We start from the raw sequence: 23,890 nt of genomic DNA on the forward strand, positions 1-23,890 counted from the left end.
CATGGTTGATCGGGCAGCGGGTGCCCTGTCGCTTCCCGACGACTGGCCGGCCCAACCGGAACTGAGCTTGAACCTCAACCGCATGGGCAGCTTCGATTGGGACCTGGCCAGCGGGCTGATGAACCTGGACCCGGCCGGACACGAAGTGTTCGACCTGCGCCCCGGCGAGTTCGACGGCCACCCGGGGAGCCTGAAGCTCCGGGTGCCGACGGACGAGGCCAGTCGGCTCGACGCCCTGGTGTCGCGGGCGCTCAAGAGCGGCAGTCAGCACTACGGCGCGTACTTCCGCATCCGCTGCCGTGACGGCAGCCTGCGCTGGACCCACGCCCAGGGCTTCATCCGGCGCGACGGCGCGGGCCGGCCGCTGCGGATCATCGGCATCGTCCGCGACGCCACCGAAGAGCTCGCCGACTCTTCCGCCCGCCTCGAAGTGGATGCGGAGCGCCGTCGGCAGACCAGCGTCGTCGAGAGCACCACGGCCGCCCTCGCTCATGCCAGGACCGTGCAGGAAGTCATCGACGTACTCAGGGACTCGCACGGTCTGGAGCACTTCGGCGCGACCAGCCTGGTCATGGGGCTGCTGGAGTCGGGCGGGCGGATCCATCTGGTCGCCGACGGTCCCGAGGGCTCCTTCGTGCCAGGCACCCGCTATACACGGGTCGACGACGAGTACCCGATGAGCGAGGTCGTACGTACGCTCACGCCCCGCTTCATCGAGTCCAAACGGGACTTCGCCGACTCCTATCCGCGGCTGTGGCCGCATATCGAGGGGCTCGGCATCAACTCCGCCGTCTATCTGCCGCTGATCGCGCAGGGACGCCCCATCGGAGCCCTCGGCCTCCTCTACGGCGACAGGACCGGCTTCAGCTCCGAGGAGCGCAATGTGCTGGTCGCGCTCGGCAGCAGCATCGCGCAGAGCCTGCAGCGCGCCGTGCTCTACGACCAGGAGCACGATCTCGCCCAGGGGTTGCAGCAGGCCATGCTGCCGCGCCGGATCCCCGCCGTGCCCGGGGCGCAGATCGCCGTGCGCTACCGCTCCGCGCGGCTGGGCCGGGACATCGGCGGCGACTGGTACGACGTCATTGCGCTGCCCGGCGGGCGGGTCGGCGCGGTCATCGGCGACGTGCAGGGCCATGACACACACGCGGCCGCGGTGATGGGGCAGCTGCGCATCGTGCTGCGGGCGTACGCCGCCGAGGGGCACACTCCGGCCACCGTGATGGCGCGCGCCTCCGTCTTCCTCCATGAACTCGACACCGAGCGGTTCGCGACCTGTATGTACGCGGAGGTCGATCTGTCGACCGGTGTGATGCAGGTGGTGCGCGCGGGGCATGTGGACCCGTTGGTCCGGGACAACGACGGCGGCACCCGTCGGCTGCCGGTGGAGGGCGGGCTGCCGCTGGGGCTCTCCGCGGAGTTCGGCCGTCTCGAATACCCGGTCACCACTGTCGAGTTGGACCCTGGACAGACCCTGCTCTTCTACACTGACGGGCTGGTCGAGGTGCCCGGCGCCGACCTCGACGACGGAATGCAGATGCTGACCGCGCTGGTGCGCGGCGGCCCGCGCGATCTGCAGCTGCTGGGCGACCAGCTGTGCGATGTGGTCGACGAGCGGAGCGGCGACGACGATGTGGCGATCCTGCTGCTCCGCCGCAAGGGCGCGTACACCCCGCAGGCCGGGGGCCGGCTGCAGCAGCATGTCGCGCAGAACGACCCCGAGGCGCTGCGCTCGGCCCGGCACATGATCCGGGCGGCTACCGGGGCCTGGGGGGCGCGCGAGCGGTCGGACGAGATCGAGCTGGCCGCCGACGAGATGATCACCAATGCGCTGATGCACACCGACGGCGGGGCGATCGTCACCATCCGCGTGCTGTCCGGGGTGGAGCGGCGGCTGCGGGTGGAGGTCGAGGACCGCTCCAGTGCGCTGCCGCGCCGGCGCGACGCGGGGGAGTCGGGTGTGTCCGGGCGCGGTCTGATGCTGGTGGACCGGCTGGCTGAGGCGTGGGGCGTGGAATCGCGAGGAAGCGGCAAATGCGTGTGGTGCGAGTTCATGATTCCGGAGAGGCCGAAATCTTGATTATTACCAGTTGTTAACTGTCCGTGAACTGATCGTACTTGACCGTAACCGACCGCAGGCGATTGACTTCGCACACCTGGCCTTCTAGGACATGAGGAACCATTGAGCAGCGAGCTCCTCGCACCTCTCGACCTGGCGTTCTGGCACCTTGAGTCCGCCGGTCATCCGATGCATCTCGGCGCCCTGGCATTCTTCGCTCCCGCTGCCGTGGCCACGGCGGCCGCCGGGCCGGGCGCACGGGGCGGCGACCGCCTCCTCGACCTGCTCGCCGGTCGTGCCGCGGCGATCCCCCGGCTGCGGATGCGGGTGCGTGACGTGCTGCTTCCCGTCGGCGGCGCCGCCTGGGCCATGGCCAAGGACTTCGACGTACGACGGCATGTGCACCACGTCCGCCTCTCCGACGGTGACTTCGCCGCCGAGGCCACCGCCATCGCCGCCGAGCTGATGGAGCGGCCCCTCGAGCGCGGCCTGCCGCCCTGGGAGATGTATCTCCTCACGGGCGCCGACGGCGGCGACGAAGGACCGTTCGCGGTACTGGTCAAGCTCCACCACGCGCTGGCCGACGGTATGCGCGCGGTCGCCATCGGGGCAGGCATCTTCGACCAGATCGCCGACGCGCGCACCGTCGGCGTACGGCGGACGCGCACCGTACCGCCCCGGCCGTGGACCGTGGGTCCCTGGCAGGTGGCCGGTTTCGCCCGGGCCCGTATCGAGGAGCTGGGCCGCGCCGTCGGCGTCGGAGCCTCCGTCGTACGGGCCAGCAGGCTCGACCCCCGGGGTGTGCCCGCGCTTTCCGCAGGCTCCAGCGGCACACGACGGCTCGGCACCGCCGTGCTCGACCTGGCGGATGTGCAGCAAGTACGCAGGGCGGTGGGCGGCACGGCCAACGACGTACTTCTCGCCACCGTGGCGGGCGCACTGCGGCGCTGGATGGGAGACCGGGACGAGCGGCTGCCCGCCGCCGATCCGCGCGCCCTGGTGCCGGTCTCCCGGCGCAGGCCCGGTAGCCCGTCCGGCTCGGGCAACAAGTTCTCCGCGTATCTGCTTCCGCTCCCCGTGTCCGACCCCGACCCGCGCTCGCGGCTCGACGCCGTTCGCACCGCCATGGACCGCAACAAGGCGGCGGGCCCTTCGCGCGGCGCCGGTGCGCTGGCCGTAGTCGCCGATCAACTGCCGCCGCTGGCCCACCGGTTCGGTGCGCCACTGGCCGGAGGCGCGGCCCGGATGCTCTTCGACGTCCTGGTCACCAACGTGCCGCTGCCGCGCTCGGCCCTTTCGCTCGGCGGCTGCCCGCTGCGCGAGGTCTACCCGATGGCGCCGCTGGCCCGCGGACAGTCCCTGGCGATCGCCATGTCGACCTACGGCGGTCATGTGCATGTGGGCCTGGTCGCCGACGGAAAGGCCGTGCCCGATCTGGACCGGCTCACGGAGAGTCTGAGTGAGGAGCTCGCAGAACTGCTCAGCGTCACCGTCGCCGGGTAGACGCGGAAGTCTCGCCGGGCCTGGATCTCACCAGTCCCGATCCTCACCGAGCCCGATCCTCACCGAGCCCGATCCTCACTGGGCTCGAGTCTCACCGGTCCTGATGGATCCGATAGATCGGACAGGTCGGACGCCCAGCCCCACATCCAGCTGCTTCAAGGGTGTTGACGCCCTTAAGTGATCCGATGAATATTCGTCGTGATCGATGAATGCCAGCGAAGGGGCAGCAGCGGGATGCGATGGAGCACGCTCGGACGCAGCGCGGTCGACATCACTGAACTGTCCTTCGGTGCGGCCGGAGTCGGCAATCTGTACACCCCTGTCGAACCGGAGGCGGCCGCGGCCGCGATCGACGCCGCATGGGACACGGGAATCCGCAGCTTCGACACCGCGCCGCACTACGGGCTCGGCCTCTCCGAACGCAGGCTCGGCAAGGCACTGCGCACCCGGCCCCGCGACGCGTACACCCTCTCCACCAAGGTCGGGCGGCTGCTCGAAGCCTGCGAGACCCGCGGCGACGACCTCGCGCACGGCTTCGCCGTGACCGCCGATCACCGCCGCGTATGGGACTTCAGCGCCGACGGCGTGCGCCGCAGCATCGAGGAGAGCCTCGTCAGGCTCGGCCTCGACCGGATCGACATCGTCTATCTGCACGACCCGGACGACCACGAGGAAGCCGCCTTCCGCCACGGCTATCCGGCACTGGAACAGCTGCGCGCCGAAGGCGTCGTCGGCGCGATCGGCGCCGGGATGAACCAGACCGCGATGCTCACCCGCTTCCTCCGCGACACCGACGTCGACGCCGTCCTGTGCGCCGGCCGCTACAGCCTGCTCGATCAGAGCGCGCTGGAAGAACTGCTGCCCGAAGCAGCCGCCCGCGGCAAGAGCGTCGTCGTCGGCGGGGTCTTCAACTCCGGGCTGCTCGCCGATCCGCGCCCCGGCGCCCGGTACGACTACACGGCCGCGCCCGACGGCATCCTGCAGCGGGCCCTGCGGCTCAAGGCCGTCGCCGAACGGCACGGCGTACCGCTGCGCGCCGCCGCGCTCCACTACCCCTTCGGCCATCCGGCCGTCGCCGGTGTACTGGTCGGCGCCCGGTCCGCCGACGAAGTAAGGGACGCCGCCGAGCTGCTCGGCCACTCCGTCCCGACCGAGCTCTGGGACGAACTGCGGGCCGAAGGACTGCTGCCGAAGGACGGGGATGCCCGATGAGAGTCGCCCTGCACACCACGGTCCGCGCCGACCGCGTCGCCGAGTACGAGGCGGCGCACCGTGAGGTCCCCGAGGAGCTGACCGCCGCGATCCGTGCCGCCGGAGTCACCTCCTGGACGATCTGGCGCAGCGGCACCGACCTCTTCCACCTCCTCGACTGCGCCGACTACGCCCGGCTGCTGGCCGAACTGGAAGAGCTCCCCGTCAATATCGCCTGGCAGGCGCGGATGGCCGAACTCCTCGATGTCGTACACGACTACTCCGCGGACGGCGCCGCGGCCGGACTGCCCGTCGTCTGGGAGCTGTGAGCCATGGCGATCATCGACGCCCACCACCATGTCTGGGACCTCTCCGTACGTGACCAGGACTGGATCACCGGTCCCGACCTGGCCCCCATCCGCCGCAACTTCACCCTCGACGACCTCGCACCCGAGGCGCGCGCCGCAGGCGTACGCGCCACCGTCCTTGTCCAGACGGTCACCGTCGCCGATGAGACCCCGGAGTTCCTCGCCCTCGCCGACGGCAGCGACCTCGTCGCGGGCGTCGTCGGCTGGACCGACCTCACCGCGCCCGATGTCGCCGACACCCTGGCGGCCCTGCGTGAACTCCCGGGCGGTGACCGGCTGGTCGGCATCCGCCACCAGGTCCAGGGCGAGAGCGACCCCGAGTGGCTGCTCCGCCCCGACGTACTGCGTGGTCTCGCCGCCGTCGCCTGTGCCGGACTCGTCTACGACCTTGTGGTGCTGCCGAAGCAGCTGCCCGCGGCGTCCGAGGCGGCGGCCCGGCTGCCCGCGCTCACCTTTGTACTCGACCATCTGGGCAAGCCACCCATCGCCTCGAAGGAACTGGAGCCCTGGTCGAGCGATGTGCGCGCACTCGCGGCCCGGCCGAACACCGTCTGCAAACTCTCCGGCCTGGTGACCGAAGCGGCGTGGTCCAGCTGGACCACGCCGGATCTGAGTCCGTACGCCGACACGGTCCTCGACGCCTTCGGCCCCGGCCGGCTGATGTTCGGATCCGACTGGCCGGTGTGCCGGCTGGCCGCCGACTACGGAGAGGTGGTCGCCGCGGCCCGCGCGCTCACGCACCGGCTGGGTGACGGAGAACGCCGCGCGGTGTTCGAGACAACGGCGAGCCGCGTCTACGGTCTGCGGGCGCAGTGAACCTGCGGCCGCCGTGCCCCTGCGGCACCCTGGATGCATGCCTGAACTGCCCGAAGTCGAAGCGCTGAGAGAGTTCCTCGACAGCCACCTGGTGGGACAGGAGATCGCCCGCGTCCTGCCGCTGGCGATCAGCGTCCTCAAGACGTACGACCCGCCGCTCACCGCCGTCGAAGGCGCCACCGTCACCGCCGTGGACCGGCACGGGAAATGGCTCGACATCAGCGCGGGCGGACTCCATCTCGTCACCCATCTCGCCCGGGCGGGCTGGCTCCAGTGGAAGGACGAGTTCCCGGCCGCGCCGCCACGCCCGGGCAAGGGCCCGCTCGCCCTGCGCACCGTCCTCGCCGCCGGCGGCGGCTTCGACCTCACCGAGGCCGGCACCACCAAACGCCTCGCCGTCCATCTCGTACACGACCCGGCCGAGGTGCCCGGCATCGCCCGCCTCGGCCCCGACCCGCTCGCCGACGACTTCGACCGCGACGCCTTCGCCGCGCTGCTCGCCGGGGAACGACGGCAGATCAAGGGCGCTCTGCGCGACCAGAGCCTCATCGCCGGCATCGGCAACGCGTACAGCGACGAGATCCTGCACGTCGCCAGGATGTCGCCGTTCAAGCCCGTGCAGAACCTCGACGAGAACGCGACCACCGTGCTGTACGAGGCGCTGCGCTCCACGCTGCGCGAAGCCGTCGAGCGCTCGCGCGGAGTAGCGGCGGGCCGGCTCAAGGCCGAGAAGAAGAGCGGCCTGCGGGTCCATGGGCGTACCGGACAGCCGTGCCCCGTCTGCGGCGACACCATCCGCGAGGTCTCCTTCAGCGACTCCTCGCTGCAGTACTGCGCCACCTGCCAGACCGGCGGCAAGCCGCTTGCCGACCGCAGACTCTCGCGGCTGCTGAAGTAGCACCGCCCGGCCGGAAAGCGCCCTTTTCAGCCGGGGATTAGGAGTTCCGGGAGGTCCGGGTGTTCCGGGAGCTATCCCTTGAGCGTGACGACAGGCTGTCCGTCGAGGGTACGGACCTCCCAGCGGCCGATCTCGCCGCTCGGCACGTCCGTACCTCCCTCGATGTCCAGCGGCTCCTCATGCCCCGGCGAGTCCGGATTCCCGTAACCGCCCGCCGGAACCGACCAGCTGAGGACAGGATGTTCAATGCCGTCCTTGCCGATGGCGACCAGCCGGCATTTGGTCGGTCCGGTCAGGCCCGCAAGCCGCAGCGCGACGGCGGTGCCCCACGCCCGCTTCTCGATCGCGGCGGACGCGGTGACTCCGGTCCTGGCGTCCTTGGCCACCACCCGCTGCCCCGCAGCTGGCCCGCCGGCCTGGTCCTGGAGTGCCACCACCGCAGCGGGCGCCCCGACGATCAGCGCGGCGGCCGCAGCGACCAGCCGCAGCCTGCGCCCGGAGCTCCGCCGCCGCACCATCGTGACCTCGTCGGTGAGCCGCTCGAGCAGCTGCCCGGAGGGCAGCGGCTCGACCCGGCCGGGACCGCCCAGTTCGGAAAGCGACGCGGCAAGGGAGGCGAAGTCGGAGAGCTGTACCGTGCAGGTGACGCATTCGGACAGATGCTCCTCGAAACGGAAAGCGTCCGCGGGCTCCAGGACGCCCAGCGCATAGGCGGCCACGTCCCGGTGCCGCTGCTGCATGCTCATGGGTCCTCGATTCGTCACTTGCGGTGCTGCGTCTGACGCGGTCTGTCGCCCAGGAGTACGCATCAGGCCGCCGCTCTGCTCAACTTTGTGCACGATGAGCGCAACTGCCCCTGTGGGTTCGGGAGACCCGTGCGGGAGTGGGACAGGGCTCGATCGCCCAACTCCCCTCAGGCCAGGGTTCCTCGGCATCGCCGACGCACCCGCGCTGCCGGCGATGTTCTCGGAACAGGACCTGCTCGACCGCCATGGCGACGACAGCCCGTAGTCCCGGATTCGAGCCCCGCATACACTCCGCAGCATGCTGCGCGTACTGGCTGTCGACGACGAGAAACCGGCACTGGAAGAACTGCTCTACCTCCTCCGCTCCGACGCACGCATCAGGAGCGCGGAAGGGGCCACGGACGCCACCGAGGCGCTGCGACGCATCGGCCGCGCCCTGGACGCGGGCCCGGACGGTGATGACGGCATCGATGTCGTCTTTCTCGACATCCACATGGCAGGGCTCACCGGACTCGACGTCGCCAGACTGCTGGCCGGCTTCGCCAGGCCGCCGCTGATTGTCTTCGTCACCGCGCACGAGGGCTTCGCCGTACAGGCCTTCGACCTCAAGGCCGTCGACTATGTGCTCAAGCCGGTGCGCAGGGAGCGGCTGGCCGAAGCGGTACGGCGCGTCCGTGACCTGGTCGTCTCGGCGCGCGAGGCGCGGCAGCCCGGCCCGGTGGGCCACCCTGCCGTACCCGCCCACATACCGAACACCCCACCCGCCGTGGCACAGAACGACCTGCCGGGCATGGTCGCCGGCGCGGAACAGATCCCGGTCGAGCTGGGCGGCGTCACTCGCTTCGTACCGATCGACGACATCGCCTACGTAGAGGCCCAGGGTGACTACGCACGCCTGCACACCAAGGACGGCAGCCACCTGGTGCGCATCCCGCTCTCCACTCTGGAGGAGCGCTGGGCCTCCCGCGGTTTCGTACGGATACACCGCAGCCACCTCGTCGCACTCGCCCGCATCGACGAACTGCGCCTCGACGCCGGGGCGACCACTGTCCGCGTGGGCGCCGCCGAACTCGCCGTCAGCCGCCGCCACGCGCGTCAGCTGCGCGATCTGCTGATGCGGCACGCCAGGGGCTGATCCGCGACCGACCCGACCGCCGCGCCCCGGACCCGACCGCGCGCGACCGACCGTTCGACGGTCCTGTAGAGCTGCTCGTCGTCCCGGCACGGCCGTACGGCGACGGGCGTCATCCGCTGACAGAGCCGCCCCCGGATTCGGCGGCAGCCGCCTCTGTCCGCCGCCTAACCTTGATCGGGCAAGCGGAGAAGGGGCCTGATGTCCGATATCGAAGCACTGCTCGAGGAGCTCAGGAGCCTGCCGGCGACCCGGGTGTCCAGCGCTCGTGACCTCGAGGCACTCCTTGCGACGCTGAAGAGCGCGGCCGGCCGCTGGGCGGATGTGCTCTACGAGATCCAGGAATCGGCCCAAGGACGCGTCGGCCCCCGCGCCGAAGCCGCCCTCGAAGTCGCCTTCCGCAGGGCCGAGGAATCGTACGTCGAGCTCGAGATCGCCCTCAGCGACTGAGCCGCCCAGCGGACGGGCCACTGAGAGACCGGCGTCTACCGTCGGTAATCGCTCCTGCGTAGACTCCACAGCCCCCGAGGTTCGCCGAGAGACGCTGGAGCGGACGACGATGTCTGCAGAGCAACAACCCCGCCGCGAGGTCGTCACCGGCGTGCCACGCAGCGCCAAACGACCGCCCGGACACGCCCCCGCCCGGTCCGAGATCACCGAGCAGACCACTCTCGGCGCCACGTACGTACGCTCCTTGATGCGCAGCCAGCTGCGGGCCGCGCTCTGCGCGCTGGGGACGCTCGCGCTGCTTGTCGGCTCCCTGCCCCTGCTCTTCGCGCTCCCTGCCGCGTTCGGCGGCACCCTCTCCTCGCCGGAGCCCTTTGTCTGGGCGGCGCTCGGCGTGGCGGTCTACCCCGTGATGTGGCTGACCGCGCGCTGGTACGTACGCCGGGCCGAACGCAACGAACAGGACTTCACCAGGCTCGTGGAAGGGCGCTGACGGGTGCTCCCGGAGGACTCGACGTGAACCAGACCTACGCGGTGACCGCCGTCACCGCCGTGGTGCTCGCCACCGTGCTCATCGGCGCGCTCGGCCTGCGAATATCCCGCACCACCTCCGACTTCTACGTCGCGTCCCGCACGGTGAAGCCCGGCCTCAACGCCGCCGCCATCAGCGGCGAGTACCTCTCCGCCGCCTCCTTCCTCGGCATCGCGGGCCTGGTGCTCCTCCAGGGCCCCGACATGCTCTGGTACCCGGTCGGGTACACCGCCGGCTATCTCGTTCTGCTGGTGCTGGTCGCCGCACCGCTGCGCCGCTCGGGGGCGTACACCCTCTCCGACTTCGCAGAGGTCCGGCTCGAGTCCGCCGCCGTACGCCGGCTCGCCAGCCTCTTCGTCGTCGGCATCGGCTGGCTCTATCTGCTGCCCCAACTCCAGGGCGCGGGACTGACCCTGGAGATCCTCACCGGCGCGCCGAACTGGGTCGGCGGCCTTGTCGTCGCCTTCGTCGTCACCGGGGCCGTCGCCGCGGGCGGCATGCGCAGCATCACCTTCGTCCAGGCCCTCCAGTACTGGCTCAAGCTCACCGCGCTGCTGGTGCCCGCGCTCTTTCTCGTTGCTGCCTGGCTCGGCGACGACGCGCCCCGCGCCCGCTTCGACGCGCCCACGCTCTTCCGCGAACACACCGTCGTACGCGTCGACGACACCGTCCGGATCGATCTCGAGGGACCGCTCACCCTCGCCGTCTCCGGCGGTATCGACGGCACACCGTACGAGGAGGAGCGGCAGATCACCCTCGGCAGAGGCACCCACCGCATCGAGGCGGGCACCACGCTGCGCTTCCCGCAGGGTTCCGAAGTGCCCGCGCGGGCCACCTCCGGGGCCGACCCGGCCAGCTGGTCCCAGCCGCTGTCCGGCGGCCGCGACGGCTACCACCTCTATGCGACGTACGGCCTCATCCTCGCCACCTTCCTCGGCACGATGGGACTCCCGCATGTCGCCGTCCGCTTCTACACCAGCCCCAACGGACGCGCCGCGCGTCGTACGACCCTGGTCGTCCTCGGGCTGATCGGCGCGTTCTATCTGCTGCCGCCGGTCTACGGAGCCCTCGGGCGGATCTACGCACCCGAACTCGCCCTCACCGGTGACGCGGATGCCGCCGTGCTGGTGCTGCCCGAACGGATCATCGGCGGCATCGCGGGGGATCTGCTCGGCGCGCTGCTCGCGGGCGGCGCCTTCGCGGCATTCCTGTCCACCGCCTCCGGACTGACCATGTCCGTCGCCGGTGTGATCACGCAGGATGTGCTGCCCGCACGTGGCGTACGGAGCTTCCGCCTCGCCACCCTCCTCGCCATGGCGGTGCCGCTCGGAGCGAGCGTCGTGGCCACCAATGTGCCGGTCGCCGACGCGGTGGGGCTGGCCTTCGCCGTCTCGGCGTCCTCGTTCTGCCCGCTGCTGGTGCTCGGCATCTGGTGGCGCGGGCTCACTCCACCCGGTGCCGCCGCCGGACTGGTGATCGGTGGCGGCGCCGCGCTGACCGCCGTGATGGCCACCCGCGCGGGCCTCGCGCCGGCGGGCTGGCCGCACACCTTGATGGCCTGGCCCGCCGTGTGGTCGGTGCCTCTCGGCTTCCTGACCATGGTGCTGGTGTCACTGGCCACCCCGCGTCACATACCGCCCGGCGCCGCCGCCATCCTCGCGCGGCTGCATCTGCCGGAAGACCTCGCCGGCAGGCCGCAGCCCGAAGGAGCCGAACGATGACCGGGATCGGCATGGCCGCACTCGCCGCGGCGGGGGCGGTACTGCTCGCGGCCGGCATCGCGATCGGCCGCCTGACCGCACAACGGGGCGGCAAACCCGACCTCGACCTCGGCACGCCCGTCGAACGGGCCACCTTCCAGACTCTGCACACCGCCTCGCTCGCCGCGCCCCCGCTGCGCGCCGGCCTCACCGAGGACACCGCGCGCAAGGCCGCCCGCAGGCTGCGCTCACTGCTCGGCACCGAGGCACTCTGCCTCACCGACCGCGAATCCGTGCTCGCCTGGGACGGCCGCGGCGCCGACCACCATGAACAGCGGGTGATGGTGCGTGTCGCCGACATGCTGGACTCCGGGCGCAGCCAGAGTGTGCACACCGAGTGCGAGGACCTGGAGTGCCCGCTGCGCTGGGCCGTGATCGCCCCATTGACCGGCGAGGAAGGAGTGCTCGGCGCGCTCGTCGCCTACGGATCGCGGGAGTCGGCCGTCCTGGTGCGGGCCGCGACGGAGGTGGCCCGCTGGGTCTCCGTACAGCTGGAACTGGCCGAGCTCGACCGCTCCCGTACCCGGCTGATCGAGGCAGAGATCCGTGCCCTGCGTGCCCAGATATCGCCGCACTTCATCTTCAACTCACTCGCCGCGATCGCCTCGTTCGTCCGCACCGACCCCGAGCGCGCCCGCGAACTGCTGCTGGAATTCGCCGACTTCACCCGCTACTCCTTCCGCAGGCACGGTGACTTCACCAATCTCGCCGATGAACTGCGTTCCATCGAGCAGTACTTGGCGCTCGCCGGGGCTCGCTTCGGCGACCGGCTCAAGGTGACGCTCCAGGTGGCCCCGGAAGTGCTGCCGGTGACCGTGCCGTTCCTGTGTCTGCAGCCGCTCGTCGAGAACGCCGTCAAGCACGGCCTGGAGGACTCCAGGGACGAATGCCGGGTCACCATCGCGGCGCGGGACGCCGGGGCCGAGGCCATGGTGACCATCGAGGACGACGGCGTGGGCATGGACCCGGCCGTGCTGCGGGGGATCCTCGCGGGGCAGCGGCCGGCCTCGTCGGGCATCGGACTGTCCAATGTCGACGAACGGCTGCGCCAGGTGTACGGCGACGACTACGGACTCGTCATCGAGACCGGCGTCGGCGCGGGCATGAAAATCACGATGCGGATCCCCAAGTACCGGGCGGGTGTGCACTCATCGGCCGGACGCCGGGCCGGCGGATGAGATTTCCGCGTCCACGTCGAGTCGCCTCGCCACCCGTTTCGTACTGACCGGTGACGATGAGCGACTACGAGCGGTCGCCCTCAGAAGAGGTGGATGGCCAGATGGCTCAGCGGCAGACCCAACTGCCAGGCCGGAGTCCATATCTGCTCGCACTCGTCCACTGGCACGTCCAGCGGGCCGGCCGCGGCCCACGGTCCGCTGTCGCCGAGGTCGGCGGCCAGCAGCTCCGTCTGCCGCAGCCAGCTCCAGGCGTCCCTCGCGAGCGCGAGATCCACATCGGCCCCCGCGTCGAGGTTCCGCTCCCGCTCCTCCCGGGCGGCCAGCCGCTCCTGCACCCACTCCTGCCAGGGATGGCCGTACGAGGTGAGGGACAGCCACTCGTCGATGCGGGAGACCCCCCGGACACCCCCGAGTTCGTTCGCGCTGTCGCACAGATAGATGGTGAGCGCCAGCGTCTGTCTTCCCGCGCGGAACTCGAGCGAGCCGCTCCCCACGAGAGCACCCGTGCGGAGCATCTCGTCAGCGATGTACTCGGCGCAGAGCCATGCCATGGGTACTGCCAGCCCGCCGCTGCTGGTGCCGTTCGAACTCTCGGGCTGCACTCTTCCCACCTTCTTCCCGGACGACGTCGTATGCCGACTCGACCACGAGCCTCCACCGAGAAACACGGCTGAGGGCCCGTCTTTACTCAACTTCAGCGTGAGGTTTCGCATACGGTCACCCCTTTGTCGTGGTCCCAGGGGGAGCTGGCCACCACCGGGGCGGCCGGGGTGGAAGGGACCTCGCCACAGCCCGAAACGAGCCGTGGCGTCAGGCCGCCACGGCTGCCCATCCGGACCGCCAGCTGCCGTCGTGGAGCTGGAGGCGCAACAGCCCCGCGCGGCACCGCCGCCACGCAGGGCTTCCCGCGTCCGCCGCGCTCAGTGCGAGGAGTGCGAGCGCCGTGGCGGGCGGCTCGTCCTCGATGCGGCTGCCGTCCCGCCGCGCCGCCGCGATACGGGCCACCGCCTCACGCACCGGCTGCCGACCGGCCGCCGGATGTTCCACCAGGAGCCGTGCCGCCCACAGGGCGGGGGAGCCGGACCGCCCGGTGAACGGGCAGGGCGTGGCGGTCGCGATGTCGTGGGCGAGCAGCCCGGCCAGCCGGCCGGGCGGCGCACCGCCGACGACCCTCAGATCGACATGGAGGGCCACCGCCTGGACGATCCGGGACAGAGCCGCGTACCCGGGCGCACCGAGCAGCGGATGGCTCAGATCGACGGGCCTCCCCTCGCGCAGCGCCAGTGTCCGCAGCGCCGACTGGATCAGCATCAACTCGGTGACGGGGGCGCCGGATTGGGGAACGGCGCCACGCAGCCAGCGGCGCGCGCGCCTGGCCGCACGGGCCGCCGCGGCGTCGGGACAGCGGCTCAGCGCCAGGCAGGCCAGCGCCGTCTCGGCGATCGCCGGTCGCCGGGCAGGGGGCGTCTCGGTCACAGGAACCGTCCTCGGGTGGCTCGGAACACGCAGTACGTACGTCGTGTCAGTACGCGCACCGCCGGGTCCGGGTTCAGCCGCGGCATCGCCTTGAGCACACCGCGCTCCCTGGCGGTGCCCGAGGAAGACCTGGCATACGTTCAGAACCCCGGCGCCGCACGCGGCCGGGCGGCCTGTGTCCGGCCCCACTCCCGGCTCAGCGGGAGGGGTCGCGCCCGATGAACCCGAGCAGACGGTCCTGCAGCGAAGCGTCCTCGGGGACCTTCACCTCCGGTCCGAACACCTCGATCCCCGGACCGAACGTGCCCGGTGTCAGTCGCCGCCGGGTGTGGCGAGTGCGTGCCGGAGGGCCGCCAGCGCGTCGTCGTCCGTGACGCCGAGATTCCGGGCCGCGGCCGCGTAGTTGCGGGCGTGTTCCGCGAGCCTGTCCCTGGCGTCGGTGCCTGTGGCGGTGGCCGCAACCCGGGTGCCGGATCCTCGCCGGCTGTGCACCAGTCCCGCCGATTCCAGCTCGCGATAGGCCCGCACCACGGTGTTGTTGGCCAGTCCCAGGTCGGAGGCGAGCTGGCGCACGGGCGGCAGTTTGTCGCCCTCGCGCATGCGCCCCACCGCGATCAGATCGGCGAACTGCCTTCTGATCTGCTCGAATGGCGGCACGGGGGTGGCGGGGTCCACCCGGATGACGAGCCCGTCGGCCGTCACGGCCGCGCCTTGATGTGCGCCTGTGGCAGGAGCAGGGCGCCCAGGGAGCATCCCGCGGTCAGCGCCGAGGCGAACGCGGTGATTCCCAGCCCCCAGAGACTCACGCTCTCCATCCATCCTCCGCAGCTCAGGCTGAGCACGGCCGTCGCCATGGTCAAGGACACGGCGAAAAGCGGTGCCGCCACCAGCATCCCCCACGCACCGACGATCGCGCGCGCCCGGATACGTCGCTGGTCGTCGCTGGCGGAGCGCATTGTGATGCGCCGCAGAGCCGGACCGCACACAAGGGTGCCGACGACGAGGCCGACGAGAACCGGCCAGGCGTAGTACGGCCCGGGCCAGGGCCCGATGAGCTGATGCCGGCCGCGGCACGTCATGGCAAGGGCCCGGCCCGCGTGCCCGGCGCTGTCCGTGGCGGACGTCGCCACGGCGATGGCCAGCAGGCTCGGCAGGAGTACGGCCTGCACAGCAAGCGCGGCCGTCAGTCCGCGGGGAATATGGTCGCGTATCCGACGTGGGGCCACCATGGCCTGTCGGACGCCGCTTCCCGCCGGATGCGCGATCAGGTCTGCCGCGAGCACGCCGGCGACGGCGCAGATCCCGAGAACGGGGATGGCGTAGAGCAGATCGACATCGGCCTCGGAGCTGAAGGTGACCGTCTTGCCGACGAGGACTCCGACTATGAGTCCGCTCCAACGGACCGGCGCGTCGACCCAGTTGCGCCACGAGGTGTTCGTTTCCGGAGAAGTGGACATGACGTACCCCCATGCACATCGGCCAAGTGTGTCAGTCGTTTGACACAATCTGCCGACCGAAGGGGAACTGTGTCAAGAAGCTGAGACAATCCAGGCGTCGCGTGGGCCGGTCGGGGACACCAGTTGGTCACGCGGCGGGAGTTGCTGCACGAGGCTGCCGCCGGCCAGGGTGGATGTCACCGCAAGTCTCCTCCTGGGGTGTCCTGTTGGCCGCGTCGGCGGGGCCGCACCGAGCCTCGGAGAGTGGCGGGACGCCCCCGTGGAGTTGTCCGCCACCTGGCGCACACGCGCCGGCTGGGTGCTCAGCGGCCGAACGGGGCGCGACGAGTGCGGCGTCGAACAGCGACGAACGGTCGAACGGCACGACGAGCGGTACGGCGGACGGCCGGCCCGCCCTCATAGCGCCACCCCCGGTGGGCGACAATGGCACCGTGGAGCCTCGGGTCATTGTCGCTTTGGATTTCGACAACCGTCGAGCTGCTGACGAGATCGTCGACCGGCTTGGTGATGAGTGCCGTTTCTACAAGGTTGGGATGGAGCTGCTCACCGCGGCCGGACCTGACCTCATCGAGCACCTCGTTGGCAAGGGCAAGGACGTGTTCCTGGATCTGAAACTCTTTGAGATCCCGAACTCTGTCGCCGGTGCTGTCCGTGCTGCAGGTGCCCTGGGTATCTCCATGGTGACCGTGCACAGTATGGGCGGCGCTGAGATCATGGGAGCCGCTGTCGCAGCGGCCCGCGACTTTCCTCATCTTCGGGTTCTCGCACTCACTGTCGTCACCAGCATGACCGGTTCCGACCTCGCTGACATCGGCGTCAATGCCTCGACAGAAGCGCAAGTGCTGCGGCTGGCAAGACTGGCGAAACGCGCTGGATGCCACGGCGTGATCGCGTCGCCGCAGGAAGCTGGACCACTGCGGGCTGAGCTCGGTGCCGGCAGTCTGATCGTCACGCCGGGAGTCACGCTCTCTGGTGAATCAGGGGCCGAGCACGCCCGATCGGGCACACCGCACGCGGCCATCGCCGCGGGCGCGTCACATATCGTTGTGGGCCGGACGATCACTCGTGCGGCAGACCCAGTAGCTGCGGTGCGGCTCGTCCGCGCCAACATGGGGCTGTGAGCGGAAACGATCGCTGGTCTGCGGTCACGCGACGCTGGGGCCCAGGAGGCGTCGGCGGGGGTGAAGCACAGCTCGACCTTGTTCCTCCGCGCCCACGGGCGGACCTTCGCTCCCTTGTGCGGGGAGAGGTTGTCCAGGATCACGTAGAGCGGGGCGCCGTCCGGAGGGGCAGCGCGGATCGACTTCAGCGCGGCCAGGGACTGGGCGGCGCCTTTGTGGCGGCGGTTGACGCCCAACCCCGGTCACAGAACTAGCGGCCGGCGGTCGCCGACGCGGTGGGCCTGCTGTAGCCCGGCAGGCAGCGGGCGAGCGCGCGCAGCCCGTAGTAAGAACGCGACTTGACCGTACCGGCGGGTATACCGAGTGCCTGGGCGGCCTCGTTGACACTCAGCCCGTGGAAGTAGATCTGGACCAGCACGGCCCGGTGCTCGGGGCTCAGCGACCCGACCGCTGCCCGGACGTCGAGCGCGGCGACAGCGCTCTCCGTGATGTCCGCCGGGTCGGGCGTGGTGGCCAGAACACCGTCGCCGATCTCGGTGGGACGGGCCATCCGGGACCGGCGGGCGTCGATCGCGAGGCGGCGCCCGACCGTGAAGAGCCAGGGCCGCATCGACTCGTACGGACCGTCGAACGCCTCGGGGTGCTGCCAGGCGCGTACGAGCGTCTCCTGCAGCAGATCCTCGGCGCGCTGCTGGTCCCCGTAGGTCAGTCCGAGCAGAAAACTCAGCAGTGCGGGGCCGTGTTCACGCTGCAGCTCCGCCATGGCCCGATCGTCGGTCGTCGCGGTCGCGGTCGCCATTGCCAACACCCTTTCGCGCTGAGGTCGCTGCCACGTGGCGTATACGAACGCATCCAGGCGTGAAGGGACAGACGGCGCACAGTGGTCTTCGGCGAGCGGTCGCACGGAGCGACGAATGGTGCGGTGAACGGTCGGCCGGAAGCAAACGGGACCGCTACGGAACGACGGTCACCGGCCAGCGTCCCGCCTTCACCAGCCGTACCGCCACCGAACCGATGAACCGGTGGCCCGCCGACTCCGAAGCCCCGACCACCACGGCGTCCGCCTTCAATTCGTCGGCCGCCGCGACAAGACCGCTGTACGGGTCACCGCGGAAGGTGTGGAACTCCCAGCGGACCTCCCATATGCCCTTGACCCGCTCGGCGGCGGAGCGAATCTCGGCCACCAGCCCCTCGGCGATCTCGCCCGTCATGTCCCCGACCGGGACCGGGACCCCGAGCGCCGCACCCGCCGGCATCACCGGCTGGACGTACACGATGGCGAGCAGGGCATTCTGTCGTCGCGCGAGGCCGCCCGCGTACGACGCCGCACGCAGTGAGGAGTCGGATCCGTCCACACCGACGACGATGACCTTGGGGCCGTCGGTACCGCGTTCGAAGCGGTGAGGCTGCTGCTCTGTCACACCATTGAGGCTATCCGCTCCCGACAGGCGGCCCGCCGATGGTCTCCTTAGAGTGCGAAACATGACTGTCACCGTGGAGGCGCCCACGTCCGCCCGTGGCGGCTTGCTCAGGAGGGTGCCAGAGGCGTTCGCGATGTTCTTCGCCGCACTGGGCGTGTTCTGCGTCATCCTTTCGCTCATCCCTCCGCTGCGGCGACTGGTGCGGCCCGTCGCCCTGTTCCTGGACCGCATCGCCGTCCCGGTCAGTGCCAACCTCGCCTACGCCGTCTTCCTGCTGCTGCTCGCAGCGGCCATCGGGGCCCGTAAGAAGGCCGCGTGGTGGCTGGTCGTCGGATATCTGGCGCTGGTGCTGATCGCGGACATACTGGTGGTGATCTTCGACGAGGACGTGACCTGGATCCCCAGCCTGGTGCTGTGCGTGATCGCCCTGGCGGTCCTGGTCATCGCGCGCGGGGAGTTCTACGCCGAGACCCGGCGCGGTGCGCTGCGCCGCGCGCTGCTCGTCCTGGTTCTCGGGCTCGCCGCCGGAGTACTCGTCAGCTGGGGTCTGGTCGAGCTCTTCCCCGGCTCGCTGCCGCAGGGCCAGCGGCTGCTGTGGGCCTCCAACCGGGTGCTCGGCGGACTGGTCTCCAGCGACCAGTTCGACGCCCGCCCGCCGCGCGTGCTCTTCTTCCTCCCTGGACTGTTCGGCGCGATCGCCCTGCTCAGCGCGGCCAGCACACTATTCCGCTCGCAGCGACTGGAAGCCGCCCTGCACGGTGACGAAGAGCCCCGCATTCGCGCACTGCTCGGCGCGTACGGCCGCCAGGACTCCCTCGGCTACTTCGCCACCCGTCGCGACAAGGCCGTCGTCTTCTCGCCCAACGGCAAGGCTGCCGTCACCTACCGCGTCGAGGCCGGTGTCTGTCTGGCCAGCGGCGACCCGGTCGGCGACCGTGCGGCCTGGACCCCCGCCATCGAGGCCTGGCTGGAAGTGGCCAAACGCTATGCCTGGGCCCCCGCAGTCATGGGCGCGTCCGAGGAGGGCGCCAAAGTGTTCGCGCGCTCCGGGCTCGGCGCCATCCAGCTCGGTGACGAGGCGATCCTGCACGTCGCCCGGTTCGACCTGGACGGCCGCGACATGCGCGTCACCCGGCAGGCCGTGAACCGCGTCAAGCGGACCGGGGCGCGCACCCGGATCCGCCGGCACTCCGCCCTGACCGACGAGGAGATGCGGCAGATCGTCGACAGGGCCGACGCCTGGCGGGACACCGAGACAGAGCGCGGCTTCTCCATGGCGCTCGACCGCCTCGGCGACCCGGACGACGGCGACTGCCTCCTCGTCGAGGCCTTCGACGGAGACGGCAATCTGATCGCCCTGCTCTCCTTCGTGCCCTGGGGCAAGGACGGCATCTCCCTCGACCTGATGCGCCGTGACCGCGCCGCCCCCAACGGCGTGGTGGAGTTCATGGTCGCCGAACTCTGCGCCCACGCGCCCAGACTCGGTGTACGCCGAATCTCGCTCAACTTCGCCGTCTTCCGCTCGGCGTTCGAGGAGGGCGCCCGCATCGGCGCCGGCCCGGTCCTGAGGGTGTGGCGCAAGCTGCTCCTCTTCCTCTCCAAGTGGTGGCAGCTGGAAGCCCTCTACCGGTCCAACGTCAAATACCAGCCCGAGTGGTATCCGCGTTTCCTGTGTTACGGCGACGCGGGCTCGCTCGCCCGCGTCGGCCTCGCCTCCGGAATCGCCGAAGGCTTCGTCTCCGTACCGAGCCTGCGCAAGCTCTGGGGGAAGGGCAGAAGCCGGCCGGGCGTCGTCACGCCCGTCACCACCGAGGGGCTGCCTTCCATCGACTCGCTCGGCCTGGTGGGACCCGAATCGGGCGCGGCGGCGGGGGAGCAGCGGCTGCCGGAGCAGGTTCTCATCCGCCACCGCAAGCTGGAGCGGCTGCGCGCGGACGGCACCGACCCGTACCCCGTGGACATCGCCGAGCGCACCGACACCCTCGCTGAGATCCGCGCCGCGCACCCCACGCTCGCCCCCGGTACCCGCACCGGCCTGCAGACCACCGTCGCGGGACGCGTGATGGTCGTACGCGACCTCGGCGGCGTCGTCTTCGCCGTACTGCGCGACTGGTCGGGGGACCTCCAGCTCGCGTTCACCCGTGACGGCTCCGGCCGTGACGTCATCAAGGGTTTCACCTCCGATGTCGACTTCGGCGACCACGTCACCGCCACAGGAGAGATCGGCGCCAGCGACAAGGGCGAGCTCTCGGTCTTCGTGACGGAGTGGCAGCTGACAGGCAAATGCCTGCGCCCGCTACCCGACAAACGGCGCGGGCTCGCCGACCCGGAGGCCCGGGTGCGCCGCCGCTATCTGGACCTGGTCGCCAGTCCCGACGCCCGCGATGTCGTACGCCACCGCTCCACCGCCGTCCAGGCGCTGCGGCAGGGGTTGCTGGAGCGCGGCTATCTCGAGGTCGAGACGCCGATGCTGCAGCAGATCCACGGCGGCGCCAACGCCCGCCCCTTCACCACCCACATCAACGCCTACGACCTCGACCTGTATCTGCGCATCGCACCCGAGCTGTATCTCAAGCGGCTGTGCGTGGGCGGCCTGGAGAAGGTTTTCGAGATGGGCCGCACCTTCCGCAACGAAGGCGTCTCGTACAAGCACAACCCCGAGTTCACGATGCTGGAGGCGTATCAGGCCTTCGCCGACTACGACGTGATGCTCGATCTGACCCGCGAACTGATCCAGGGCGCGGCCACCGCCGCCTTCGGCTCCGCGATCGCGCACAAGGCCGGCCCGGACGGCAAGCTCGTCGAGCACGACATCTCGGGCCCCTGGCCGGTCAAGACGTTGTACGGGGCGGTGTCCGAGGCGCTCGGCGAGGAGGTCGACGCCGATACCGAAGAGACCGTGCTCAGAGCAATATGCGACCGGGCGGGCGTCCCGCACATCCCCGACGACACCCGCGGCGATGTGGTCCTGGAGATGTATGAGCGCCTTGTCGAGGAGCGGACCAAGATGCCCACCTTCTACAAGGACTTCCCGACCGACGTCTCCCCGCTCACCCGCCAGCACCGCCGCGACCCGCGCCTCGCCGAACGCTGGGACCTGGTCGCCTTCGGTACGGAACTGGGCACCGCCTACTCGGAGTTGACCGACCCGGTGGAGCAGCGCCGCAGACTCACCGCGCAGTCGCTGCTCGCTGCGGGCGGCGACCCGGAGGCCATGGAGCTCGACGAGGATTTCCTCGACGCGCTGGAGTACGCGATGCCGCCGACCGGGGGTCTCGGCATTGGGGTCGACCGGCTCGTCATGTTCCTCACCGGGCTGACCATCCGCGAGACATTGCCCTTCCCCCTGGTCCGTCGTAACTGAGCTCCGTTGCCCGCATCACTCCGATGCTCCAATCGGGTGGGTTTCGCCTGCGTAACCGGTGTGGATGGAGTGCCCGGAGCGACAGCCGTGCAAGCAGTTGGTCATGAAAAAGGATCAGATGTTCCCGGGGCGGCGGTCGGTACTCCGTATCACAGCCTGCCTTGGCGCGGCCGCCACCGCCGGGCTGTTCTGCACCGAGCAGGCGCATTCCCCCGCAGGGTCTGCCGCCACGCCCCCGGCCGGCGGTCCCCGGGCCGCCGCGGGCCCGCCGGTCTACACGTCGGCCTACCGGCTGCAGCCCATGACCGCGTACACGCCACCGCGCTTCAGGCGGGCGCTGCCACCGGTGCGACAGCGCCCTTTCCTCAGGATGTCGGAGGCGGGCCGCACCATGGTGCTCACTTTCGACGACGGGCCCGACCCCCGCTACACCCCCGACATCCTGAGCACACTGCGCGAGCACGAAGTGCGGGCGATGTTCTTCGTCTGCGGCGAGCTGGCCTCCGACAACCCGGACCTGCTCCGGGAGATGGCCGACGACGGGCACGTCGTGGGCAACCATTCCTGGTCGCACCCGCTGATCCCCAAGCTTCCGCCGTCCGGGATCCGCGACGAACTGGGCCGTACCAGCGAGGTGATCGAGCGGACGCTGGGCTCCGCGCCGCTCTGGTACCGGGCGCCGTACGGCGCCTGGAACAAGCTCTCCTTCGAGATCGGCGCGGAGCTCGGCATGGAGCCGCTGGCCTGGACCGTCGATTCCCTCGACTGGACGGAGCCGGGCACCGAATCGATCGTCCGCAGGGTGCTGGACGGTGCTGGTCCCGGCGTCGTCGTCCTCTCGCACGACGCGGGCGGCGACCGCTCGCAGAGCGTCGCCGCGCTGCGCAGCTATCTGCCCGAGCTGCTGGACGCCGGATACCGCATCACCGTCCCGCGCCGCTGAACCGGCTGCGGCTCGCCGGTCCTGGTTCAGAGGGTCTTGACCATGCGCGCGAAGACCACGACGTTCCCGGAGTACCCGCCTGCCTTCGAGTAGCCGCCGCCACATGTGATCACACGCAGCTCCGGCTGTCCGGTGTCGCCGTACACCTGGGCGCCGGGGAATTGATCCTTGGGGAAGACCTCGACGCCGTACACCTCGAAGACCGCGGTCTTGCCGTCGAAGCGGTCCACCTCGATGTGGTTGCCCTTCTGGATGGAGCCGAGGCCGTAGAAGACGGCGGGCCCCGACAGATTGTCGACATGCCCGACGACGACCGCGGTACCACGCTGGCCGGGGGAGACGCCGTTCTGGTACCAGCCGGCGAGATTGGGGTCCTGCGGCGGCGGGGCGGCGATCCAGCCGTCCTGGTCCACGCCCACATCCGCGACCGGGGCGTCCACGTTGAGCGCCGGGATCCTCACCCGTGCCGCGGGGGCGTACGCAAGCGGCTCGACGGAGGGAGGAATGAACGTCTCGCCGACCGTGCGGCCGGCCAGTGCGGCCGCGGCGGCAGGCTGCGGCGGTCCCAGGGTGACGTCCGAGCCATTCCTTATCAGGGCGATCCCGCTGAGCAGGGCGAGCGCCAGAACGCCCCAGGGTGAGCGTCTCGTCGATTTCCAGCCGCCGTAGTCCTGGCCCATAGTTCTCCCTCCGTGGCGTCTGTAGCCACGCTAAGTGCGCTCGGTCAAAGCGGCGAGGAGGGAAGGGCGAATGGGTGGTGGGGCCTGCGACGGTGACCCATCCGAGCAAAAGGCAGATAAAAATTCTGACGGTCTGTGACCTGCGACTCCGTCAGATCTTGCGGCGCGTCGTCGGCGTGTCGCCTCACCGGGGTGGACCAGCGCCGAAATGCGGCGGCTGCCCGCCCCAGTGAGGGTTCGTCATGGAAGACGTACTCGTCGAATTTCCCGGAGCGCCCGCTTTGGGGCGTCTTCCGCTGGAGGTTCAACGATGCGTGCTTCACGCGCTCTCGCAGTGGCCGCGGCCGCCTGCGCGGCCGTCGGGCTCTCTGCCCCGCTGGCCGCCGCGGGCGGCGACATCCGGAACAACGATCCCATCCGTGTGAACGTGAGCCCGCAGGCGGTTCACCAGGGCAGCACCCTCACGATCACGGTCCGGGGTTGCAATCGTGGTGGCACGGTCACGTCCAACGCCTTCCCACAGACCCGCCTCTCCGAGCAGCGCTCGGGCATCTCGGCCGCCATCGCGCGGATCCACAACGATGCGACTCCCGGTCAGTACAACCTGGCGGTCAGGTGCAACGGCCTGAACGGCCTGAACGGCAACCAGAACGACAACGGGAACCGCAATGACAACGGGATCCGCAATGACAACGGGATCCGTAACGACAACGGGATCCGTAACGACAACGGGATCCGTAACGACAACGGGATCCGTAACGACAACGGGATCCGTAACGACAACGGGATCCGCAATGACAA

At 70.3% G+C, this 23,890-nt stretch carries 23 protein-coding genes and 1 pseudogene; 15 read left to right on the forward strand and 9 right to left on the reverse strand.

The window, feature by feature from the left end:
• The first annotated feature begins 1 nt into the window (after window position 1).
• From ACFYXH_RS34105 to ACFYXH_RS34130, 6 genes are all read left to right on the forward strand, one after another.
• The gene (locus tag ACFYXH_RS34105; protein WP_389571393.1) at window positions 2-2,077 is read left to right on the forward strand and encodes a SpoIIE family protein phosphatase; all 2,076 of its coding nucleotides are present in this window, start codon (window positions 2-4) and stop codon (window positions 2,075-2,077) included.
• Window positions 2,078-2,179: 102 nt separating this feature from the next.
• Entirely contained in the window at window positions 2,180-3,559 is a 1,380-nt protein-coding gene (locus tag ACFYXH_RS34110; RefSeq protein WP_389571396.1) for a wax ester/triacylglycerol synthase family O-acyltransferase, read from the forward strand.
• A gap of 234 nt (window positions 3,560-3,793) precedes the next feature.
• Window positions 3,794-4,771, forward strand: a complete 978-nt coding sequence (locus tag ACFYXH_RS34115; protein WP_389571399.1) for an aldo/keto reductase — start codon at window positions 3,794-3,796, stop codon at window positions 4,769-4,771.
• Window positions 4,768-5,079: an L-rhamnose mutarotase gene (locus ACFYXH_RS34120; protein ID WP_389571402.1), complete on the forward strand. Its 312-nt coding sequence runs from the start codon at window positions 4,768-4,770 to the stop codon at window positions 5,077-5,079. The genes ACFYXH_RS34115 and ACFYXH_RS34120 overlap by 4 nt, the downstream gene beginning before the upstream one ends.
• Before the next feature lie 3 nt (window positions 5,080-5,082).
• Window positions 5,083-5,934, forward strand: coding sequence for an amidohydrolase family protein (locus ACFYXH_RS34125; RefSeq protein WP_389571405.1), 852 nt, complete (start codon window positions 5,083-5,085; stop codon window positions 5,932-5,934).
• 37 nt (window positions 5,935-5,971) lie between these two features.
• The gene (locus ACFYXH_RS34130; RefSeq protein ID WP_389571408.1) at window positions 5,972-6,832 is read left to right on the forward strand and encodes an Fpg/Nei family DNA glycosylase; all 861 of its coding nucleotides are present in this window, start codon (window positions 5,972-5,974) and stop codon (window positions 6,830-6,832) included.
• Between the two features lie 71 nt (window positions 6,833-6,903).
• Here ACFYXH_RS34130 and ACFYXH_RS34135 read toward each other — a convergent pair whose 3' ends face one another.
• Entirely contained in the window at window positions 6,904-7,578 is a 675-nt protein-coding gene (locus ACFYXH_RS34135; RefSeq protein WP_389571411.1) for an anti-sigma factor family protein, read from the reverse strand.
• Between the two features lie 298 nt (window positions 7,579-7,876).
• Here ACFYXH_RS34135 and ACFYXH_RS34140 point away from each other — a divergent pair, with 298 nt between their 5' ends.
• The 5 genes from ACFYXH_RS34140 to ACFYXH_RS34160 all read left to right on the forward strand — a co-directional run bounded on the left by ACFYXH_RS34140 (window position 7,877) and on the right by ACFYXH_RS34160 (window position 12,627).
• A complete protein-coding gene (locus ACFYXH_RS34140; protein WP_389571414.1) occupies window positions 7,877-8,713 on the forward strand; it encodes a LytR/AlgR family response regulator transcription factor in 837 nt (278 codons plus the stop codon).
• Window positions 8,714-8,911: 198 nt separating this feature from the next.
• Complete coding sequence (locus ACFYXH_RS34145) at window positions 8,912-9,160, forward strand: hypothetical protein (RefSeq protein WP_389571417.1); 249 nt, start codon at window positions 8,912-8,914, stop codon at window positions 9,158-9,160.
• Between the two features lie 109 nt (window positions 9,161-9,269).
• Window positions 9,270-9,650: a hypothetical protein gene (locus ACFYXH_RS34150; RefSeq protein ID WP_389571419.1), complete on the forward strand. Its 381-nt coding sequence runs from the start codon at window positions 9,270-9,272 to the stop codon at window positions 9,648-9,650.
• A 23-nt stretch (window positions 9,651-9,673) separates the two neighbouring features.
• Entirely contained in the window at window positions 9,674-11,410 is a 1,737-nt protein-coding gene (locus tag ACFYXH_RS34155) for a cation acetate symporter (protein ID WP_389571422.1), read from the forward strand.
• Window positions 11,407-12,627, forward strand: a complete 1,221-nt coding sequence (locus tag ACFYXH_RS34160) for a sensor histidine kinase (RefSeq protein WP_389571425.1) — start codon at window positions 11,407-11,409, stop codon at window positions 12,625-12,627. The genes ACFYXH_RS34155 and ACFYXH_RS34160 overlap by 4 nt, the downstream gene beginning before the upstream one ends.
• A gap of 80 nt (window positions 12,628-12,707) precedes the next feature.
• Here ACFYXH_RS34160 and ACFYXH_RS34165 read toward each other — a convergent pair whose 3' ends face one another.
• The 4 genes from ACFYXH_RS34165 to ACFYXH_RS34180 all read right to left on the reverse strand — a co-directional run bounded on the left by ACFYXH_RS34165 (window position 12,708) and on the right by ACFYXH_RS34180 (window position 15,560).
• Window positions 12,708-13,229, reverse strand: coding sequence for a hypothetical protein (locus tag ACFYXH_RS34165; protein ID WP_389571427.1), 522 nt, complete (start codon window positions 13,227-13,229; stop codon window positions 12,708-12,710).
• 208 nt (window positions 13,230-13,437) lie between these two features.
• Window positions 13,438-14,103 (reverse strand): hypothetical protein, encoded by a 666-nt coding sequence (locus ACFYXH_RS34170; RefSeq protein ID WP_389571430.1) that lies wholly within the window; start codon window positions 14,101-14,103, stop codon window positions 13,438-13,440.
• A gap of 312 nt (window positions 14,104-14,415) precedes the next feature.
• Complete coding sequence (locus tag ACFYXH_RS34175) at window positions 14,416-14,805, reverse strand: GntR family transcriptional regulator (protein ID WP_362683406.1); 390 nt, start codon at window positions 14,803-14,805, stop codon at window positions 14,416-14,418.
• Window positions 14,802-15,560: a hypothetical protein gene (locus tag ACFYXH_RS34180; protein ID WP_389571434.1), complete on the reverse strand. Its 759-nt coding sequence runs from the start codon at window positions 15,558-15,560 to the stop codon at window positions 14,802-14,804. Before ACFYXH_RS34180 ends, ACFYXH_RS34175 begins: the two co-directional genes overlap by 4 nt.
• A 431-nt stretch (window positions 15,561-15,991) precedes the next feature.
• Here ACFYXH_RS34180 and pyrF point away from each other — a divergent pair, with 431 nt between their 5' ends.
• A complete protein-coding gene (pyrF, locus tag ACFYXH_RS34185) occupies window positions 15,992-16,681 on the forward strand; it encodes an orotidine-5'-phosphate decarboxylase (RefSeq protein ID WP_389571437.1) in 690 nt (229 codons plus the stop codon).
• 38 nt (window positions 16,682-16,719) lie between these two features.
• Here the strand turns inward: pyrF and ACFYXH_RS34190 are convergent.
• The 3 genes and pseudogenes from ACFYXH_RS34190 to ACFYXH_RS34200 form a co-directional block, all read right to left on the reverse strand.
• Window positions 16,720-16,914: pseudogene (locus tag ACFYXH_RS34190) on the reverse strand (IS630 family transposase); the annotation flags it as partial.
• A 17-nt stretch (window positions 16,915-16,931) separates the two neighbouring features.
• Window positions 16,932-17,480, reverse strand: coding sequence for a sigma-70 family RNA polymerase sigma factor (locus ACFYXH_RS34195; RefSeq protein WP_389571440.1), 549 nt, complete (start codon window positions 17,478-17,480; stop codon window positions 16,932-16,934).
• A gap of 154 nt (window positions 17,481-17,634) precedes the next feature.
• Window positions 17,635-18,102 (reverse strand): universal stress protein, encoded by a 468-nt coding sequence (locus ACFYXH_RS34200; RefSeq protein WP_327327417.1) that lies wholly within the window; start codon window positions 18,100-18,102, stop codon window positions 17,635-17,637.
• A gap of 61 nt (window positions 18,103-18,163) precedes the next feature.
• Here ACFYXH_RS34200 and lysX point away from each other — a divergent pair, with 61 nt between their 5' ends.
• Window positions 18,164-21,466, forward strand: coding sequence for a bifunctional lysylphosphatidylglycerol synthetase/lysine--tRNA ligase LysX (gene lysX / locus ACFYXH_RS34205; RefSeq protein ID WP_389571443.1), 3,303 nt, complete (start codon window positions 18,164-18,166; stop codon window positions 21,464-21,466).
• 103 nt (window positions 21,467-21,569) lie between these two features.
• Complete coding sequence (locus ACFYXH_RS34210) at window positions 21,570-22,409, forward strand: polysaccharide deacetylase family protein (protein WP_389571445.1); 840 nt, start codon at window positions 21,570-21,572, stop codon at window positions 22,407-22,409.
• Between the two features lie 26 nt (window positions 22,410-22,435).
• Here ACFYXH_RS34210 and ACFYXH_RS34215 read toward each other — a convergent pair whose 3' ends face one another.
• Complete coding sequence (locus tag ACFYXH_RS34215) at window positions 22,436-23,089, reverse strand: class F sortase (protein ID WP_389571448.1); 654 nt, start codon at window positions 23,087-23,089, stop codon at window positions 22,436-22,438.
• A 310-nt stretch (window positions 23,090-23,399) separates the two neighbouring features.
• Between ACFYXH_RS34215 and ACFYXH_RS34220 the strand changes: the two genes are divergently transcribed.
• Window positions 23,400-23,890: hypothetical protein (locus tag ACFYXH_RS34220; RefSeq protein ID WP_389571451.1), on the forward strand; the 491-nt coding region annotated here is incomplete at its 3' end.

Source organism: Streptomyces sp. NPDC002730, from assembly GCF_042888805.1.
Classification (GTDB): Bacteria; Actinomycetota; Actinomycetes; order Streptomycetales; family Streptomycetaceae; genus Streptomyces.

Bases quoted from the DNA above. Each gene is read 5' to 3' on its own strand.
- ACFYXH_RS34160 (WP_389571425.1), top strand. From the start codon at position 11,407: ATGACCGGGATCGGCATGGCCGCACTCGCCGCGGCGGGGGCGGTACTG.
- ACFYXH_RS34105 (WP_389571393.1), top strand. From the start codon at position 2: ATGGTTGATCGGGCAGCGGGTGCCCTGTCGCTTCCCGACGACTGGCCG.
- ACFYXH_RS34210 (WP_389571445.1), top strand. From the start codon at position 21,570: ATGAAAAAGGATCAGATGTTCCCGGGGCGGCGGTCGGTACTCCGTATC.
- ACFYXH_RS34140 (WP_389571414.1), top strand. From the start codon at position 7,877: ATGCTGCGCGTACTGGCTGTCGACGACGAGAAACCGGCACTGGAAGAA.
- ACFYXH_RS34125 (WP_389571405.1), top strand. From the start codon at position 5,083: ATGGCGATCATCGACGCCCACCACCATGTCTGGGACCTCTCCGTACGT.
- ACFYXH_RS34145 (WP_389571417.1), top strand. From the start codon at position 8,912: ATGTCCGATATCGAAGCACTGCTCGAGGAGCTCAGGAGCCTGCCGGCG.
- ACFYXH_RS34120 (WP_389571402.1), top strand. From the start codon at position 4,768: ATGAGAGTCGCCCTGCACACCACGGTCCGCGCCGACCGCGTCGCCGAG.
- ACFYXH_RS34215 (WP_389571448.1), bottom strand. From the start codon at position 23,089: ATGGGCCAGGACTACGGCGGCTGGAAATCGACGAGACGCTCACCCTGG.
- ACFYXH_RS34150 (WP_389571419.1), top strand. From the start codon at position 9,270: ATGTCTGCAGAGCAACAACCCCGCCGCGAGGTCGTCACCGGCGTGCCA.
- ACFYXH_RS34195 (WP_389571440.1), bottom strand. From the start codon at position 17,480: ATGGCGACCGCGACCGCGACGACCGACGATCGGGCCATGGCGGAGCTG.
- ACFYXH_RS34180 (WP_389571434.1), bottom strand. From the start codon at position 15,560: ATGTCCACTTCTCCGGAAACGAACACCTCGTGGCGCAACTGGGTCGAC.
- ACFYXH_RS34115 (WP_389571399.1), top strand. From the start codon at position 3,794: ATGCGATGGAGCACGCTCGGACGCAGCGCGGTCGACATCACTGAACTG.
- lysX (WP_389571443.1), top strand. From the start codon at position 18,164: ATGACTGTCACCGTGGAGGCGCCCACGTCCGCCCGTGGCGGCTTGCTC.
- ACFYXH_RS34130 (WP_389571408.1), top strand. From the start codon at position 5,972: ATGCCTGAACTGCCCGAAGTCGAAGCGCTGAGAGAGTTCCTCGACAGC.
- ACFYXH_RS34135 (WP_389571411.1), bottom strand. From the start codon at position 7,578: ATGAGCATGCAGCAGCGGCACCGGGACGTGGCCGCCTATGCGCTGGGC.